This is a genomic window from Arthrobacter sp. MYb229 (assembly GCF_002975405.1).
In the GTDB taxonomy this organism is placed as follows: domain Bacteria; phylum Actinomycetota; class Actinomycetes; order Actinomycetales; family Micrococcaceae; genus Glutamicibacter.
The window spans coordinates 1,295,846-1,311,195 of sequence record NZ_PCPS01000001.1 but is presented as its reverse complement, the minus strand read 5'-3'; the positions used below and the strand labels follow the sequence as shown (position 1 = coordinate 1,311,195).

Sequence of the window (15,350 nt, the reverse complement as noted above, 5' to 3'; positions counted from 1 at the left end):
TTTTCGATGATAGTTAAGCCAACTCGGGAGTGGGATCCCAAGCGGGGAAATATTTGGGGGAACACGCCAGGGGCTCGTTGGTCCAATGGCGAATAGCGCTGGACCATTTCTTTGGGGAGAAATAAGATGCCACGCAAGAGAGGCGCGCCCGGATCTCCGGGCGCCAAAATCGGCGCACTGGCTGTAGCCGTCACGATGGTTGTTTCTGGGGCGATGACAGGTGTTCCTGCAGCAGTCGCAGCACCGCCGCCAGGCCAGGATTTCAACGTCTCACAAGGAGACCTTGAATTCATCATCAAACAAATCGAGATTTCTGAGGCTCACGCTCAAGATACGCTTGCGGATGCGAGTTCGTCTCCGCTATGCAAATCGACTGCCACGTTTGATATTCCTACGCAAACTCACTTTGATTTAGACGGGGATCCTTGTGTTGGATCGCCGCTTTTACCATTTGGTCTGCGAACGGTTGATGGGCGGTGGAACAACCTCATGCCTGACCAGAACGGATATGGTACGGCACAAGAGGTTTTCCCTCGTCTGTTGGACGCCGAGTACAACGAGGCCGAAGTCACGCCACCCTTTGCTCCGGGTAATGACAGCAATCAACCTGGTGCCCAAACGAGTTACGCTCAGACCGATGGATTCGTCTATGATTCCGAACCACGAACCATCAGTAACTTGATTGTTGATCAGACCGTAAGCAATGATGCTGCGGCCGCTGTTGCTGGTCGAGTTGAGGGAGCTGGTAGAGAAGGTGGAGGCTCGTCAGAGCGGCTATTCGGTCCATCGTCCGTTGCAACTTCCGCTGCAATCAGTGCAGCGAACTTCCCTGGCGAAGTATCGACCGTTGTCATCGCCCGCGTTAATCACTTCGCGGACGCACTAACGGTCAGTGCTATTGCCAAGTCCGCAGGTGCGCCGGTGCTGCTCATTAACACCAATAGCATTCCTGAGGTCTCGGCAGCAGAACTCACAAGGCTTAGCCCGGACAACATCATTATCGCCGGTGGCCCACTTGCTATCAGCGAAGATGTGGCAACTCAGCTCGGAGCTTACGCTCCTGGTGGCGTCAGCAGAATCGCGGGTGCTAGTTCAGTTGCTACGGCAGTCGAGATCAGCAAGTACGCTCATCCCGATCCTGTCAGTGATGCACCGGTGAATACCGTGTACATCGCCACCGGACAAAGCTTCCAGGATGCGCTTGCCGTCGCAGCGCCAGCAGCTCGCGATAATTCACCTGTGTTGCTGGTAGCGCGAGATTCCATTCCGGAAGTAGTCCAAGCCGAGTTAGTTCGATTGAACCCGGCAAAGGTCGTCGTGCTCGGTGGCCCACTAGCAGTGTCCGCCGCAGTTGAGTCGACTTTGGCTGCTTCCTGGGACACCGAACGAATTGGTGGTGCGAACTCGGTTGAGACCGCAACGATGATCTCAGCGGCACATTTCACTCCGCCGGTTCCAGTCGTCTACCTGACCACTAATGCGAACTATCCTGACGCATTGTCAGTTGCTTCCGTCGCGGGAACCCAAGGAGCACCAATTCTCTTGGTTCCACGCAACGGCACCTTACCGGACGTCGTTCAGGCTGAGATCAACCGTTTGCAGCCGGCCAGGATCGTGATCCTAGGCGGTAATCTGGCAGTAGCTACCAGTTTGGATGATCTGGTTACTCCGCTAGTTGGCAGCTCGAACTTCATGATCCCGGATATCGCGACTGATGAGGGACTTTCAGCTTCGGCTACGAGCCTCTTCACCATTTTCGGTCAGTTCTTCGATCACGGATTGGATCTCGTATCCAAGGGTGGAAACGGAACCGTAGTTGTTCCACTGAAGCCCGATGATCCACTGTACGTGGAAGGTGCCAACACGAACTTCCTGACGCTGACCCGTGCCACGATCGATGACACCGATGGGCAGCGCGAACACGTCAACCGCACCACTCCGTTCGTGGATCAGAATCAAACCTATGGTTCGCACGCTTCGCACAATGCATTCATGCGTGAGTACGTCTTGGTCAATGATTCTCCGGTACCAACCGGGAAGATCCTCAATGGTGAGGGCGGAGAAGGCCTTCCAACTTGGAAGAATGTCAAGGATCAGGCTCGCACTGTATTGGGCATCGAATTGGATGACTTCGATGTGTTGGACGTGCCGCTGCTTTACACCGATCCCTATGGTGGATTGGTCTTGGGCACCAATGGGCAAGCACAGCTTGCCTTCGAGGATGGAATGCGGTCCGGTGACCGCGCTGCTCCGCTATCCACCGACGGCGCGCTGACGGCCAATGCATCATTCCTTGATGATATTGCCCATGGCGCGACACCGCTGTTGGTTGATAATCCCGCAGATCCGGATGGGCCGCAGATCCCGGGCTACGATAATACAGCCTTGGAAAACCACTACATCACCGGTGACGGTCGAGGCAACGAGAATATCGGGCTGACCTCCGTGCACCACGTGTTCCACTCCGAGCACAACCGCGTGACAGAACAGATCCGTGACGAACTGGAAAACAATCTGCCAGCCGAGCTGCTGGAGCGTTTCCAGAAAGATGGATTCTGGAACTATGGTGAACGCCTGTACCAAGCAGGACGCTTCATGACTGAAATGCAGTACCAGCACCTGGTGTTCGAGGAATTCGCTCGCCGTATCGCTCCTTCGATCGATCCGACGGTGCTGAACGAGAATTCATACCAGCCGGGCATCAATGCATCGATCAGGGCCGAATTCGCCCACGCGGTATACCGCTTCGGGCACTCCATGTTGCGTGAAACTGTTCCTCGTGAACACAACGGGCAGATAGTCGAAATGCCACTGTTGGATGCGTTCTTGAATCCTGAAGCATTCGCCACGGCACCAGACGGTACTCCGTTGACTGCCGATGAATCTGCCGGCGGCATTCTCAAGGGCCTGGCCAATCAAACGGCCAACGGCGTTGATGAGTTTGTCACCGACACGCTGCGCAACAAGTTGCTGGGTCTGCCACTGGACCTGCCAACGATCAACCTTGCCCGAGCAAGGGAGACCGGTGTTCCTTCAATGCAGACCGCTCGTGAGACGTTCTTCAATGAATCCGGTGACTCGCAGCTTGAGCCATACGCCAGCTGGGAAGATTTCAGGCTCTCAATGAAGAACCCGGAATCAATCAGCAACTTCCTGGCCGCCTACTCAACACATGAGTCGGTAACCGGGGTGGATACGCTGGAGGCAAAACGCGCAGCCGGCACAGTATTGGCTGCTGATCCAGCCTATATGGCTCTTCCGGCAGCTGAAACGGGACTGAACGACGTGGATCTGTGGATGGGTGGACTTGCAGAAAAGCCATACATCTTCGGTGGCATGCTCGGTTCCACGTTCAACTACGTGTTCGAGGCGCAACTGGAGGATCTGCAAAATGGTGACAGGTTCTACTACTTGACCCGCAACCTGGGTAATACGCTCTTCCACTCCTTGGAAGCGAATTCACTCTCGCAGCTGGTCATCCGCAACACGACCGCAGAGAAGGTGCCGCATGATGTCTTTGCCGCACCGCAACTGACGTTCGATCTCTCGGATACGCAGGAGAATCTGAACGCCGCCGGGCTCACCGGGTCGGCAGCAAATGGCTGGCGCTTCACCGGAGCAGAGCACATTGTCATCCAGGACACCAACGAGGCTAGCAGCATCCGCGGCGGACTGGGCGATGACTCCATCTGGGGTCGTGGCGGCAATGACCGCATCGAAGGCGATGACGGCAACGATGCCATCATGGGCGGGGATGGCGATGACATCATCACCGACCTCTTCGGCGACGCAGACAGGTTGCAGGGCGAAGCAGGGAACGATGTGCTGAACCCAGGGCCCGGAGTCGGGGACCTCACCTTTGGCGGTTCGGGCACCGACTTCATGCTCGGCGGCCAGGATCGAGTCACAGCACACGGTGGCCTTGGAGATGATTTCCTGCTCGGTTCCACCGGCTCGGACATCCTCTATGGAGACGAGGGCAACGACTGGGTTCAGGGCAACGGCGGCAACGGCGACCTGCTCCAAGGTGACATGGGTAATACCATGTTCAATGATCCGAACCTGTACCACGGTGGGCACGATATCCTCATCGGCGGTGGTGGCAACAACGACTTCGACGCAGAAGGCGGAGATGACATCATGGTTGCCGGTGGAGCCACCGACAGGTATTCGGGAGTACTGGGATTCGACTGGGTGAGCTACAAGGGCCACCGGACACTGGTCAATGCCGACATGGGATTTATCGTTGGCATGCCGCAGTCGATCACAGGCATCCGTGACAGGTTCCTGCAGACCGAAGCAACCAGTGGTTGGAACGGAGACGACATCCTGCGCGGTTCGCAAGGCGGTGTGGATCTCACCTTCGATCCTGCCGGCGGAGCGATCGGCTACGGTCACCATTTGACCCAAGATCACCTGAACCGGATTGACGGATTGCGTGACTTGCTCGGTGGCGGGGACTTGCCTGAATACGCACGTCCGTTCCTCCTGGACGACCCGACCACTTACGATGGGGATCACAATAACAACATCCTCCTCGGAGGCACGGGTTCTGATCTGATCGAACCGCGCGACGGACGCAACTTCGTCGACGGGGATGCCTGGTTGAACGTGCGTGTTGAATACCGGCCAGAGGGCGGAGCCGTCGAGTCCCAGGATTCGATTGCAGCTTTCAGCACCCGGATGCTCAACGGCACCATCAACCCAAGCGAACTGCACATGGTTCGCGAAGTTCTTCAGCTGGAGAACGAATCAGAGAACATCGACACGGTGGTCTTTGAAGGCATCGAGGAAGACTACACGGTCTCCGCGCTGGCAGACAATGTGGTCAAGGTAGTCAACACTCTCGAAGGCGAAGAGATGTCAAACGTACTGCGGAACATTGAACGCATTCAGTTCAATGACCAAGTCGTCTGCTTGCCATTGGGAACCACTGAAACCTGTGGACAGGCTACAGGCGAGGTAGTGCTTGGCATCACCGATCCGATCACCGAAAATGGCGAGATTACCACGAACGCCGATGGGGTCGAAGACCTCGACGGCATCGATTCTGATTTCACCTTCTCGCTGCAGTCCTTCGTGGAAGCCGGAACCGATCCGTTCTCCAACGCCTGGGTCACCACCCAGACGAATGAGTCCGGAACCTTCACCCTCACCGACGCCGAAGTTGGCGCACCGGTCCGGGTACTGGTGACCTACATTGACGGCAACGGCACTCACGAGCAGATCGCCTCGGCAGGAACCGAAGCGGTAGCCAACGTGAATGACGAACCGGTCGGTCCGGTCATTGCTCCTCAGACAGCCTCGGTTGGAGATATCCTGCATATCACCACCCAGATGTCGGATGAAGATGGCGCCGAATCCGTACTCGAAGAGCCAGGCGGCGTTTACACCTGGCAGCAGAGGACAGAAGGTGGCGACTGGAGCAACATCGACGGAGCCACCGGCGACGGAGCGACTATGGCCAGCTTCTTGGTAACCACCGGGCAGCAAAATCAGTTCATCCGCTTGGCCATCGAATACACCGATGATCAAGGGACCGCCGAAACGGCCTACTCCAACGAGACGAACATGATCCCAAGCCCGACCAACCTGGCCCCCGAGCCAGCTCCGGTCGAGTAGAAGGGCTGACCCGCATCAAGGAGTAACCAGCCAGAAATAGAATGAAAAAGGCGCCGCTTCCAATGTTCACACATTGCAAGCGGCGCCTTTTGCTGGGTTCGGATGTGAGGCTACTTGATGCTCAGGTTTCCGTACGCGGTCAGATATGGACTGAGGCTGTGGCCCTGAGGAACACCCAGCCGCAAGATGGCTGATGCATCGCCCGAGCGCAACCGGACGCTGAGATCCAGCGGTTCCTTCGCATCGGTATTCGTACGGATATTGCCTGGGATAGTGAACGTTGCTGTTCCGTTCCCATTGGCCGAAGCCTCGAGCACGGCCTGAGTGTCTAACCCAGCGGCTCCTCGCGGAGCCACCAGTAATTCCATGGCATCGAATTCCAGCTGAAGACCATCCCACGCAAGCATGAGCTCTAGATTTCCATCGACGCAGAATCTGATGCCTTCGAGAACCGGTTTGATCGTAGCGAGCATCTGGGCCACTTGCCGGCTGCGTCGGGTATCGCCCAGGGCCTGCTGCCACCTGTTGAACGTTGACTCGTTGTTGAAATTCACTGCGCGGTTGAAGGCCTCAAGGGAAATTCTGGCCCTCAAATTCTCGTCCTTCAACAATTGCGAGACGGTTTCCGCCGCGCTGTCTTTCTCTCCGAAAGGCACCAGGTAGCCCGACACCCCATCTTCAATGACATCACGTGGCCCAAAATCAACGTCGTAAGTCACCGGGATGCAACCGTTGGCCTGGGCTTCGAGCATCACCAGCGATTGGCCTTCGTAGCTGCTGCACAGCAATAGGACGGTTGCCTTCTGCAGATGCTGGGTAACCGAGGATATGTGGCCCAGGAAATTGACTGCTCCTTCGAGACCCAGATCTCGGACCTGCTGTTCCAAGGCTTCACGCTGTACGCCATCGCCAATGATGTCCAAAGTCACCGCTTCACCGGACTGAACCAGCAAGTGGACGATATCGATGACTTCGTTGACATTCTTTCCAGCTGATAGCCGGCCAACGTAAACGACTTTCTTGGGATCCCGTTCAGCAGCTGGGGGATAGGAGGCAGGACCTTCTGTCGGATTGCCAATCACGAAGGAATTAGTGTCGTTGCCAAACCTGCGTGTGAATGCATCTCGCTGCGACTTCGTGAGAAAGACCAGGCCATCCCACTCTTGGCGCTGTTCAATGATGGGGCTGTGCGATTTTGTCAGCTTGCCGGTAAGGAGATTCTGCCTGGGCGCAACATGTGTGCTGTGGAATGCGTACAGTTTGACTGCTGACGGATGCTTCCAAACGCCGAGGAATGCGGCTGAGTATTTGCTATCGACTATCAGGTTGGTGTCGGCAGAACCGATGATCTCCGAGAGCCAGTGGCGGTACAATTTGGCAGCACTTGGGAACTCCGCGACGGGCGAACCATCTGGGCTGAACAACTGCAGGACTCGTCTTTTCTTGGAGGAATCGTTGAGCTGCGGGAGCGTGCAGTCAACCATGTAGCGGCTGCCATCTCTGCGGTAGTACTCCCGGCAGCGTTGTTCCGGCTCAGCATCAATTGTGAAGTCTCGGGATAAAAGGCTTTGGTCATCAGAACGGTGAATCTCTTCCGCATCTACCCATTGAAATCCGTCCACGTCACTGGCTTTGAAACCGGTGGCGGCGTCCTCGGGAAAATGCCGGGCGTAATACTCATGCAAGTTGACGATGGGCACATTCGCGTTGAGTTTCCCGGCCTCGACCAGCGCCCGACGCGTCACCTCGAAGTCTGGATTCGGAGCAAATGTCACAACGGCAGACGGAACTCCGCGCTCATGGAAAATATGGGCGCGGTCGAGGCACATCTTCGTCATTCCACCGAATATTTCGTCAACAGTCCAAGTCACCATCAACGTGGGTAGGGCACCTGGTTTGTAATTGTCAGGAACACTGATCAAATGTTCTGCCGAAACCGGTGGGTATTCCTTGATCATCACAGCTACTTTCACAGATGGTTGCATGTCGGTCTCTAATCTTCAGCCTAACCAAGAACCGTCAGCAATAAATTCATTTTTGGTGTTTCGTGAATCCACGTCCCATGGACTTGGGCTGAAACCTAGATCTTTATTGAAAGCTGAGCCGAACTGCAGTGAGCTCCGTAAAATATTCTCTCAGGCGCTTACTTAAAAGTCCTGTATTCAGGAGTCATGGAAAGGGACGAATCCTGAGAGCCATTGCGTTTGTGTCGTTCACCAAGCCGAAATTAGTCTCTTGGCTCCGTAGAACCCATCGTAGCTGTCGGCAGATCTGCGACATAACTAGTAGGAAGCCGTATCTGCTCCATTGCGATGGTGTGGACACCAACCCGCGGCGGCAGTTGCCGTTGGTGAAATCCTGGACTCATAATCCGAAGAACTTCAAAAGCACATTACGTTATTTTGATTCACTCAATGTGATCTGGAGATCCGAGGATTGACCGCCCGCGACCGAGGTCTGCTCACTATTGCCGCTCCAACGCCTGCTATCAAATGAACAGTCGATACTGATCTCGTAATTGCCAGGGAGCAGGGTCACCCGCGTGGGCACAGTGGCGGAAACTGAGCCAAGCTTTAGCGTTGCACCGACTAAAGCACCGCCGCCTGAATTCACGCCATCGGAATTGTACGCAAAACCTTCACACCTAACATCCGGCGGCATTGGACTAGCTTGGATGTCGATGAAAATTTCACCTTGATTTGAACCAGTTATTGTTCCCGGCTCAGTGGTTGAAGAAGTCGGTGTCGCGCTGGCTTTCGGTGTCAGATTCGGCTGATCTGTCGCCGTGGCAACTGGTCTGCTTGTTTCCGGGGTTGGGTCTGTACTCGTGGTGTTCGCGGTTGAAGGGCTAACGCTATATTGCGCGTTCGGTTCGCCGTCATCCGAAGTTGGTCCAGTTGTGCACGAAGCAGTCGAAATGCATAAGGCAAGCATGCCAACCGCAGCAAGTATCTTTTCCCCCAAGCGAAAATATTCCATATTCGAAGTATCCCAATGAATCACTAGATTGAACATGAATTAGAGGAATCGAAGCGTAATTGTGACCATCTACTAGAATTCCTCCTAGCAACGCGGCATACGGCCGCTATTTTTACTCTTTAAACCCTGTAAAGAAGTGAAGTAAGAAGTGCAAGAATTGATCCTTTTCACGGAGGAGCGCCCGAGGATGGTAAACAACTCGGAGAATCCATGTGTGGGCATGTGCAACTACTTGGTTTTCGCAATGCCTGCCAGATATAGCAGGATTTTCGATTTTGACACCAAAGAGTTGGCGTTAGGTGATGCGGCATATTTTCGTGAAAATTTATTCCCAAGAAAGGAAGAAATGTGTGCCTCTGATCTGAAGCGATTAAATTCAAACCCGCTTATCGGGAGTAGGAATTTGGATTATTTTATCCCACATCTAGATTACTTTTCGAATTCGGCATAGTCTTGAAGCCTACAATCAATTCGTGCTTTGGGGGGACCGGATTATTGTGAAACGTCGTCATCATGTGACCTATTTTTTGCCCAGACACAGAGTCGTTCAGCGGAAAAGACCGTTGGTACTCTGGGGAACTTCTGCGCTGTCCGCGCTCTGTCTTACGGGAGCACTCGGCTGGCCGCTATTCGCCCAACCGGCTGAAGTCAGAAGCGGAACCATTCCAACAGTGGTGGGCTCATTGGAGGCCAGTAGCCTAGATAGCTACCCAATTGTCGTTAGCGAGTTTGCACCGCTGGCCATATTCGGGGGATCGGGCAAAGCCTTGGCCATCGACGGACGTCCCGTGGACATGCCGCTCGATGTCTGGGAAGCAAACGGTGCGGACGAGAACTCCGGTTCTAACGCCACGGTCAACCAGAGGCCTCAAGGCGATACGAAAGTACCCGCTGAAAGGGCGCAACTCGTGGGAAGGCTGAGTTCAGTCGGGCAGCTCCCTGGAAACCTGCAACTCATGCACCCAGTGACGACGCGTCGTATTTCCAGCCCTTACGGGTGGCGTGCCAACCCGACGGGACCTGGCAACCAGATTCATATTGGCCAAGATTATCCAATCTCCTGCGGCTCGCCTGTCTACGCCAGCGAATCGGGAACCGTCACCGTTTCTCGATGGGCGGGGCACTCCGGAATGCGCGTGACAATCGATCACGAGCATAATGTCCAAACTGGATACAGCCATAACTCAAAGCTGTTGGTCAAGGTGGGTCAAAGAGTTCAGCAAGGTGAAGTCATTGCGCTTGCAGGAACGACCGGCAACTCCACAGGCTGTCACGTGCATTTCGAGGTACTTGTCAACGGGCGCTGGACCGATCCACGTTTGTATCTGCCATCGATCCCTGGTCAACGTCAGGCGATGATCGATTCATCGCGTTTGACTGTAGATGCCAAGAGCGCTCCTAAAGGCGGCAAAAACAGCCCTTCAAAAAATGATGACGACCGTCAAAGCAAGGAATCGCGCAAGGAACAGAATCCTGACGTTGTAGTGCCGAAGGACGACACCCCCGTGGTGCCGAAACCCGAGCCGAAATCGGAGCCCACGCCAAAGGCAAAGCCTTCGCCAAAGCCATCGGAATCCACCAAGCCTTCGAAGACGCCGTCGGTCAAACCAACTCCTTCGCCTTCGAAGTCGCCGTCAGCGAAACCTACTCCGTCAGCGTCGGAAGAGCCTTCCAAATCACCTTCGGCTAAACCGTCAGCTTCTCCTTCACCGAGCCAGAGTGAAGAACAGAAGCCAACTCAAAGCCCTAGCAAGTCGCCGAGTGTGACTCCCTCTCCTACGAAGCTTCCGGAGAAGTCAGCAGAACCCACGGTGAAACCGAAGGTGACCCAATCTCCAAGTGATTCGCCCAAGGAATCAGCTCCAAGCATCGAAGCGCCAAAGCAATCCGCAAAGCCGACTCCCAGCGTGAAGCCGAGTCAGCCTCCTAAGGTGACCCCGGAAACGCAGATTAGTCCGAGTGCCTCCGCGCCGCTGCTTAAAGTGCCGGATTCAAACGTGCTGCCAACGCTAAAGTCCGATAAGTCCAAAACGCCAGACTCGTCAGCTCAAGAAAAATCTGCGAAGCGGCCAGAATCGACTGATCCAGAAGAGTGAAGCAGTTGAGCTTGCAACGGCTTATGCCTAGCGCCCTGAGCTTCGATTGCATCCGCAGAGCTCAAGATCCTCGGGGCTTGAGACATACTGCGGGTTTCGGGTGCAAGGTCCTGGACACGCGCATGGGGAATTGGCTTACAGGTCAGTACTGTAGGAAGGTCCAGCCGAAGGGCCGCGGACTGGAGTCAGAATATCGCCGTGCTATTGCGGGGCATTCTTGCCACGTCTAAAGGCAGATACCGTAGGTTCTCCTGGTAGCCAGAACCGCCAGGGAAATTCGGGACCACCTGCGATTCCTGCCACCCCTACCCGCGGACCGACAGAGATGCGCGTTGGCACTTTCCGTGGTTCTTCCAGCTGGAACGGCGCGGCGAAAAGGTCCTTTCCGTCGTGATCAATGCGGTTAATCCCCAACGCCTGTGCCACATTTCCTGGACCCCGAGCCAGCTGGGTATCTGCGAATATCGAGCTGCTGTCTACTCTTCGCGCAAGCCTGCGAGCGCGCGCAATCTCCGCGCCCTCGACAATTTCACCTGCACGAACCAGAACTCCTGAGGCAGCACCTTGTGGCGAACAGACGAAGTTGATCGCAAAGTGCATTCCGTAGCTGAAATACACGTAAGCATGCCCGGGATCTAAGAACATCGACGAGTTCCGCTCGGTGCGGCGATCCTTCGAGTGGCTGCCGGGATCATACGGGCCAGCACTGCCCAAGCCCATATACGCTTCAACTTCGGTGATGCGAAGAGTCACCGTCCCCTCGGCGGAATCCACGGAGAATAAGGCTCCTAGCAACCTCGGGGCGACGTGCAAAGCATCCGGAGTAAGAAGATCTCGGTCCATCATTCAAGTATGCCAAGTCTCGCTTAGATTTTGGTCGCCGCGCAGAAGCCGACTGTCTCCGGAAACATGTGATGCTCTGAAACTCACACCCGCGACTGAGTGGCAATAAAAGATCTCCTGACCGGTCCAACAATTTTTTGCATTGCTGGTTGTCTTTGACTGCCGGGGGCTACTACACGGTAATTTGACGCCGAACGCGCTTCCGCCGCGATCATCTCCGGCTCGCCGAGTTATGAAACCAGTATTTTCGGTTCAACCACCGGTCCCCAGATCCAAGCAGTAAGCAACGTATGGCTCTAAGTACTGCTAAACGCAATTCGTCGGGTCGGCAGCTGCAACACGCAGCTGCCGGCTCGTTCAGCGTGCATATAAATATCCGGAAACCTGCCGGAAACACCGAAGAGAACAAAACGTCACGCCAACCGGTGAGATGTCACATCCCCGAAACCAAAGGTGGAGGCCGGCGAAATATCGGTGGCCAAGAATTAGTACTTGAAAGCAATTGATTCACTCACCGATACACCTAACACCTTTGAGGAGATGTGGACCCCATGGAGTTAGATACAGCCAGCCTATGGATAATGATCGCCGCAGCGCTTGTTCTACTCATGACACCGGCACTGGGCCTGTTCTACGGCGGAATGACCCGCTCGACCGGCGTGGTGAATATGATGCTGATGAGCTTCTCGGCGGCCGCGCTCAGCGCGATCGTCTGGATTCTCTGGGGCTACTCGCTCTCGGCCGGGGAGCCGGCCATCGCCGGGATCATCGGCAACCCGTTCAGCGACATCGCCATGCAGAACACCGAACCCAGCGGCTTGCTCGCGGCCGGGTTCTCCGGCACCTTCGCGCTGATCTCGGTGGCGATTATCTCCGGCGCCATCGCCGACCGCAGCCGTTTCGCCCCGTGGCTGCTCTTCGTGCCGCTGTGGGTCTCGCTGGTCTACGCGCCGGTGGCCTTCTGGATCTGGGGCGGCGGGCTGCTCTCCGAGGACGGCGTTCTCGGCCAGCTCTTCGGTGAAGCCATCGACTTCGCCGGCGGCGCCGTGGTCCACACCAACGCAGGTATCGCAGCCCTTGTCCTGGCGTTGAAGCTTGGACAGCGCCACAACTTCCACGACCGTCCGCAGCCGCATAACACCCCGCTGGTGATGCTGGGCGCAGCACTGCTCTGGTTCGGCTGGTTCGGCTTCAACGCCGGTGCCGCCACCACCATCGAGCAGGCCGGGCTGATCTGGATCAACACCATGGGTGCTCCGGCCGCCGCGGTGCTCGGCTGGATTCTGGTTGAGAAGCTGCGCGGGCAGCGCCCGAGCTCGGTAGGCGTCGCCTCCGGCCTGGTCGCCGGCCTGGTGGCCATCACGCCATCCTGCGCCGACCTGTCCCCATGGGCTGCCCTGCTGCTGGGACTGATTGCCGGTGCCGGTGCCGCCTGGGCGGTCAACCTGAAGTGGAAGCTCGGCTACGACGATTCGCTCGACGTGGTCGGCGTCCACCTGGTCGCCGGAATCATCGGCACCCTGTACCTGGGCTTCTTCGCACTGCCCACCGAGGAGCACGCCGGCGGCCTGTTCTACGGCGGTGGACTGAGCCAGCTGCTTGCGCAGTTCATGACGCTGCTCGTCGTGATCCTCTTCTCGGCGGCCATGACCTGGATTATTGCCACGGTCATCGACAAGATCGCCCCGTGGCGCGTCTCGGCCGAAACCGAGATCGAAGGCATCGACGTCTCCGAGCACAACGAAAGCGGGTACCACTGGGTCAGCAAATAGCAATGAGGGATAAATAGGGGGTAGAACTCCGAGGCAACTCGGAAGTTCCGGAGGAAGCCTGCCAATGGTTCATGGGGCCAGCGGCAGGCTTCCTCTGCGTTTGCCACATCCTGTCCGTGGCCTGTGGCCGACCCGTCCGGGGCAGGTACCCAAGTGGCGCAGCGCAGCCGGCGTGATTCAAGGCTTCTGCGTTCCGCTGCCGTCCACACCGAAATCCATATTCCGGCGTTCATATTCGCGCTGGCTGAAGGTCGCTTGCTGGATCGATTCGACTTGGTCGAAACTCGACCCGATGGCCCCGCCCAGGGTTCCCAGCGACGCCGCCAGCCAGGCGAGGTTGAAGTACTCGGCGAAGCCCACCGGATGGCGCAGCTGGTAGGCGAGGAATCCGTGATCGATGACCACCAGCGAACCGAGCAAGAGCGCGACGAACAGCAAAAGGTACATTGCGCCTGCCGCCAGCATTACGGTCAGCACCGTAGAGGTGTTGTAGAGCACCAGACGCTCGCGGTAGTGCTTGCCGCGCGGACGTTCCCAGAGCCTGTTATGGAACAGCAGCCATAGCCCGAACAATAGGATGCTGACCACGGTAATCAGCGCCAGACGGAGGCTGCTGAGGTAGTCGGCCATGGACCAGATGCTGGTGTAGAACACGCCGAAGGCACCGGTGGCCGCGGCGCCGGCGAGGGCCGAGGACAACCGGGGGACCAGCCGCCATGGCCTGTTGCTGCGCACCATTCCGCAGACCAGGAAAATTCGTCCACGCAGACCCTTGAGGCTGACATATCTGGTTGATGATTGGCCATCTTCGCTCGGCTCGTCCAGGCTTCCGCTCACCGAGAAGGCTCGAGCCGACAGAGACGTCGGCATAATCGGCTTCCGATCGCTGGCCAATTCGCCCATGATGTCAACCAACGAGCTGGTGAGGTTGCGCGGACGGGCCATCCCCAGGCTCGGCACCACCAGCGTCGCGGCCCCGTGGAGCTGGCTGATGCTTCGACTCACCGGCTTGCCCTGCCCGTATTGCGGGATATCGGTGAGGTAGATGATGTATTCCCAGCCGAACTTCTCACGCAGCGCACCGACGTGCTTATTGAGCATCACCTGCCCAGATTCGTCCAGCGGCAGCGTGAGCGGGCCGACCTTGACCGACCAGCGGACCTGATCCTGCCCCTCGTTATTCAACTCCTTTTCCAAGCGTTCGCGCACCTTGCCTGCCAGCACCTGAGCGATCCCCGGGTCGGCAATCAATCCCACGGTACGCACGGCGGGCTGTTGCTCTGGAATGATGGACCTCCGAAGTGCGGCATGGTATTTTTCGGCGGCGGGTGCCACTATGCCCACTCTAGGAACTGCAGGGGCAATCGCCAAGCAATCTCAGCCTTTTTGGAGAAACACGCCAGTGCAGAGCCAGAAAGACTTCCTCCTTATCCGGATTTCCTTGCGATCTCCGAGCCGATGTGGAATTCTCGCAATTATCCCGCTAAGGGCAGAATCGGCGCCGTGCGCAAGGAAGAGGAGCATCATGTCATTCTTCGAAGAGGCCAAGGAAAAGATTGAAAACCTGCTCGGAAAGGTGAAGCCGCCGGAGGACGAGGACATCGAGCAGGAAACCCGCAACGTGACAGGGGATGACGGCTTGTTCGACGAAGACGATCCCGCGATCGGAGAAGACCCGGATCTGAACGCCTCGGACGATGATCAATACGAAACCAGGTGATGACCGGCACCCCGCCCGGAATCTTCTCCATGGCCAAGGTGCGGGGTCGCTAAGGCCTCGTTCAGTCTCCCCAATGCGGCACAGGACAGGCCGTTGAACAGATGCCGGTGCTCTTTGCTGATTCCCTGGACGGTGAGTCCACGGCCGGCCTGTCTTGCGCCCCGGTGTTCGACCAGTTCGTTGACCAGCGGCTGGAACGATTCGAGCGCCAGCGTCGAGGTGCCGCCGGCCCATGGTCCCCGTGGCCCGGAATTCAGAATCCGGCTATGCCGCAGGTCGTTTTGGCGCCGGAAATTTCTTGACTACCCATAGCAGCAC

The 15,350-nt window shown here is 56.7% G+C and carries 9 protein-coding genes; 5 read left to right on the top strand and 4 right to left on the bottom strand.

Annotated elements, in window-relative coordinates; translation table 11 throughout:
• Positions 1-126 precede the first annotated feature (126 nt).
• Entirely contained in the window at positions 127-5,622 is a 5,496-nt protein-coding gene (locus CQ019_RS06165; protein WP_105569179.1) for a peroxidase family protein, read from the top strand.
• 110 nt (positions 5,623-5,732) lie between these two features.
• Here the strand turns inward: CQ019_RS06165 and CQ019_RS06160 are convergent, their stop codons facing one another.
• Together CQ019_RS06160 and CQ019_RS18225 are read right to left on the bottom strand one after the other, a co-directional pair.
• The gene (locus CQ019_RS06160) at positions 5,733-7,580 is read right to left on the bottom strand and encodes a glycosyltransferase (RefSeq protein ID WP_181148269.1); all 1,848 of its coding nucleotides are present in this window, start codon (positions 7,578-7,580) and stop codon (positions 5,733-5,735) included.
• A gap of 439 nt (positions 7,581-8,019) precedes the next feature.
• Positions 8,020-8,637: a hypothetical protein gene (locus CQ019_RS18225; RefSeq protein WP_146113334.1), complete on the bottom strand. Its 618-nt coding sequence runs from the start codon at positions 8,635-8,637 to the stop codon at positions 8,020-8,022.
• 731 nt (positions 8,638-9,368) lie between these two features.
• On the opposite strand from CQ019_RS18225, the gene CQ019_RS06155 reads away from it, so the two are divergent.
• Positions 9,369-10,697, top strand: a complete 1,329-nt coding sequence (locus tag CQ019_RS06155) for a M23 family metallopeptidase (protein ID WP_146113333.1) — start codon at positions 9,369-9,371, stop codon at positions 10,695-10,697.
• A 201-nt stretch (positions 10,698-10,898) separates the two neighbouring features.
• Here CQ019_RS06155 and CQ019_RS06150 read toward each other — a convergent pair whose 3' ends face one another.
• The gene (locus tag CQ019_RS06150) at positions 10,899-11,540 is read right to left on the bottom strand and encodes a DNA-3-methyladenine glycosylase (RefSeq protein ID WP_105554606.1); all 642 of its coding nucleotides are present in this window, start codon (positions 11,538-11,540) and stop codon (positions 10,899-10,901) included.
• Positions 11,541-12,091: 551 nt separating this feature from the next.
• Between CQ019_RS06150 and CQ019_RS06145 the strand changes: the two genes are divergently transcribed.
• A complete protein-coding gene (locus CQ019_RS06145) occupies positions 12,092-13,312 on the top strand; it encodes an ammonium transporter (RefSeq protein ID WP_105569177.1) in 1,221 nt (406 codons plus the stop codon).
• 177 nt (positions 13,313-13,489) lie between these two features.
• On the opposite strand, the gene CQ019_RS06140 is transcribed toward CQ019_RS06145, so the two are convergent.
• Complete coding sequence (locus CQ019_RS06140; protein ID WP_105569176.1) at positions 13,490-14,647, bottom strand: hypothetical protein; 1,158 nt, start codon at positions 14,645-14,647, stop codon at positions 13,490-13,492.
• A 190-nt stretch (positions 14,648-14,837) separates the two neighbouring features.
• Between CQ019_RS06140 and CQ019_RS06135 the strand changes: the two genes are divergently transcribed.
• Positions 14,838-15,032, top strand: a complete 195-nt coding sequence (locus tag CQ019_RS06135) for a hypothetical protein (RefSeq protein ID WP_105569175.1) — start codon at positions 14,838-14,840, stop codon at positions 15,030-15,032.
• 101 nt (positions 15,033-15,133) lie between these two features.
• Entirely contained in the window at positions 15,134-15,334 is a 201-nt protein-coding gene (locus CQ019_RS06130) for a hypothetical protein (RefSeq protein ID WP_105569174.1), read from the top strand.
• Positions 15,335-15,350: the final 16 nt, after the last annotated feature.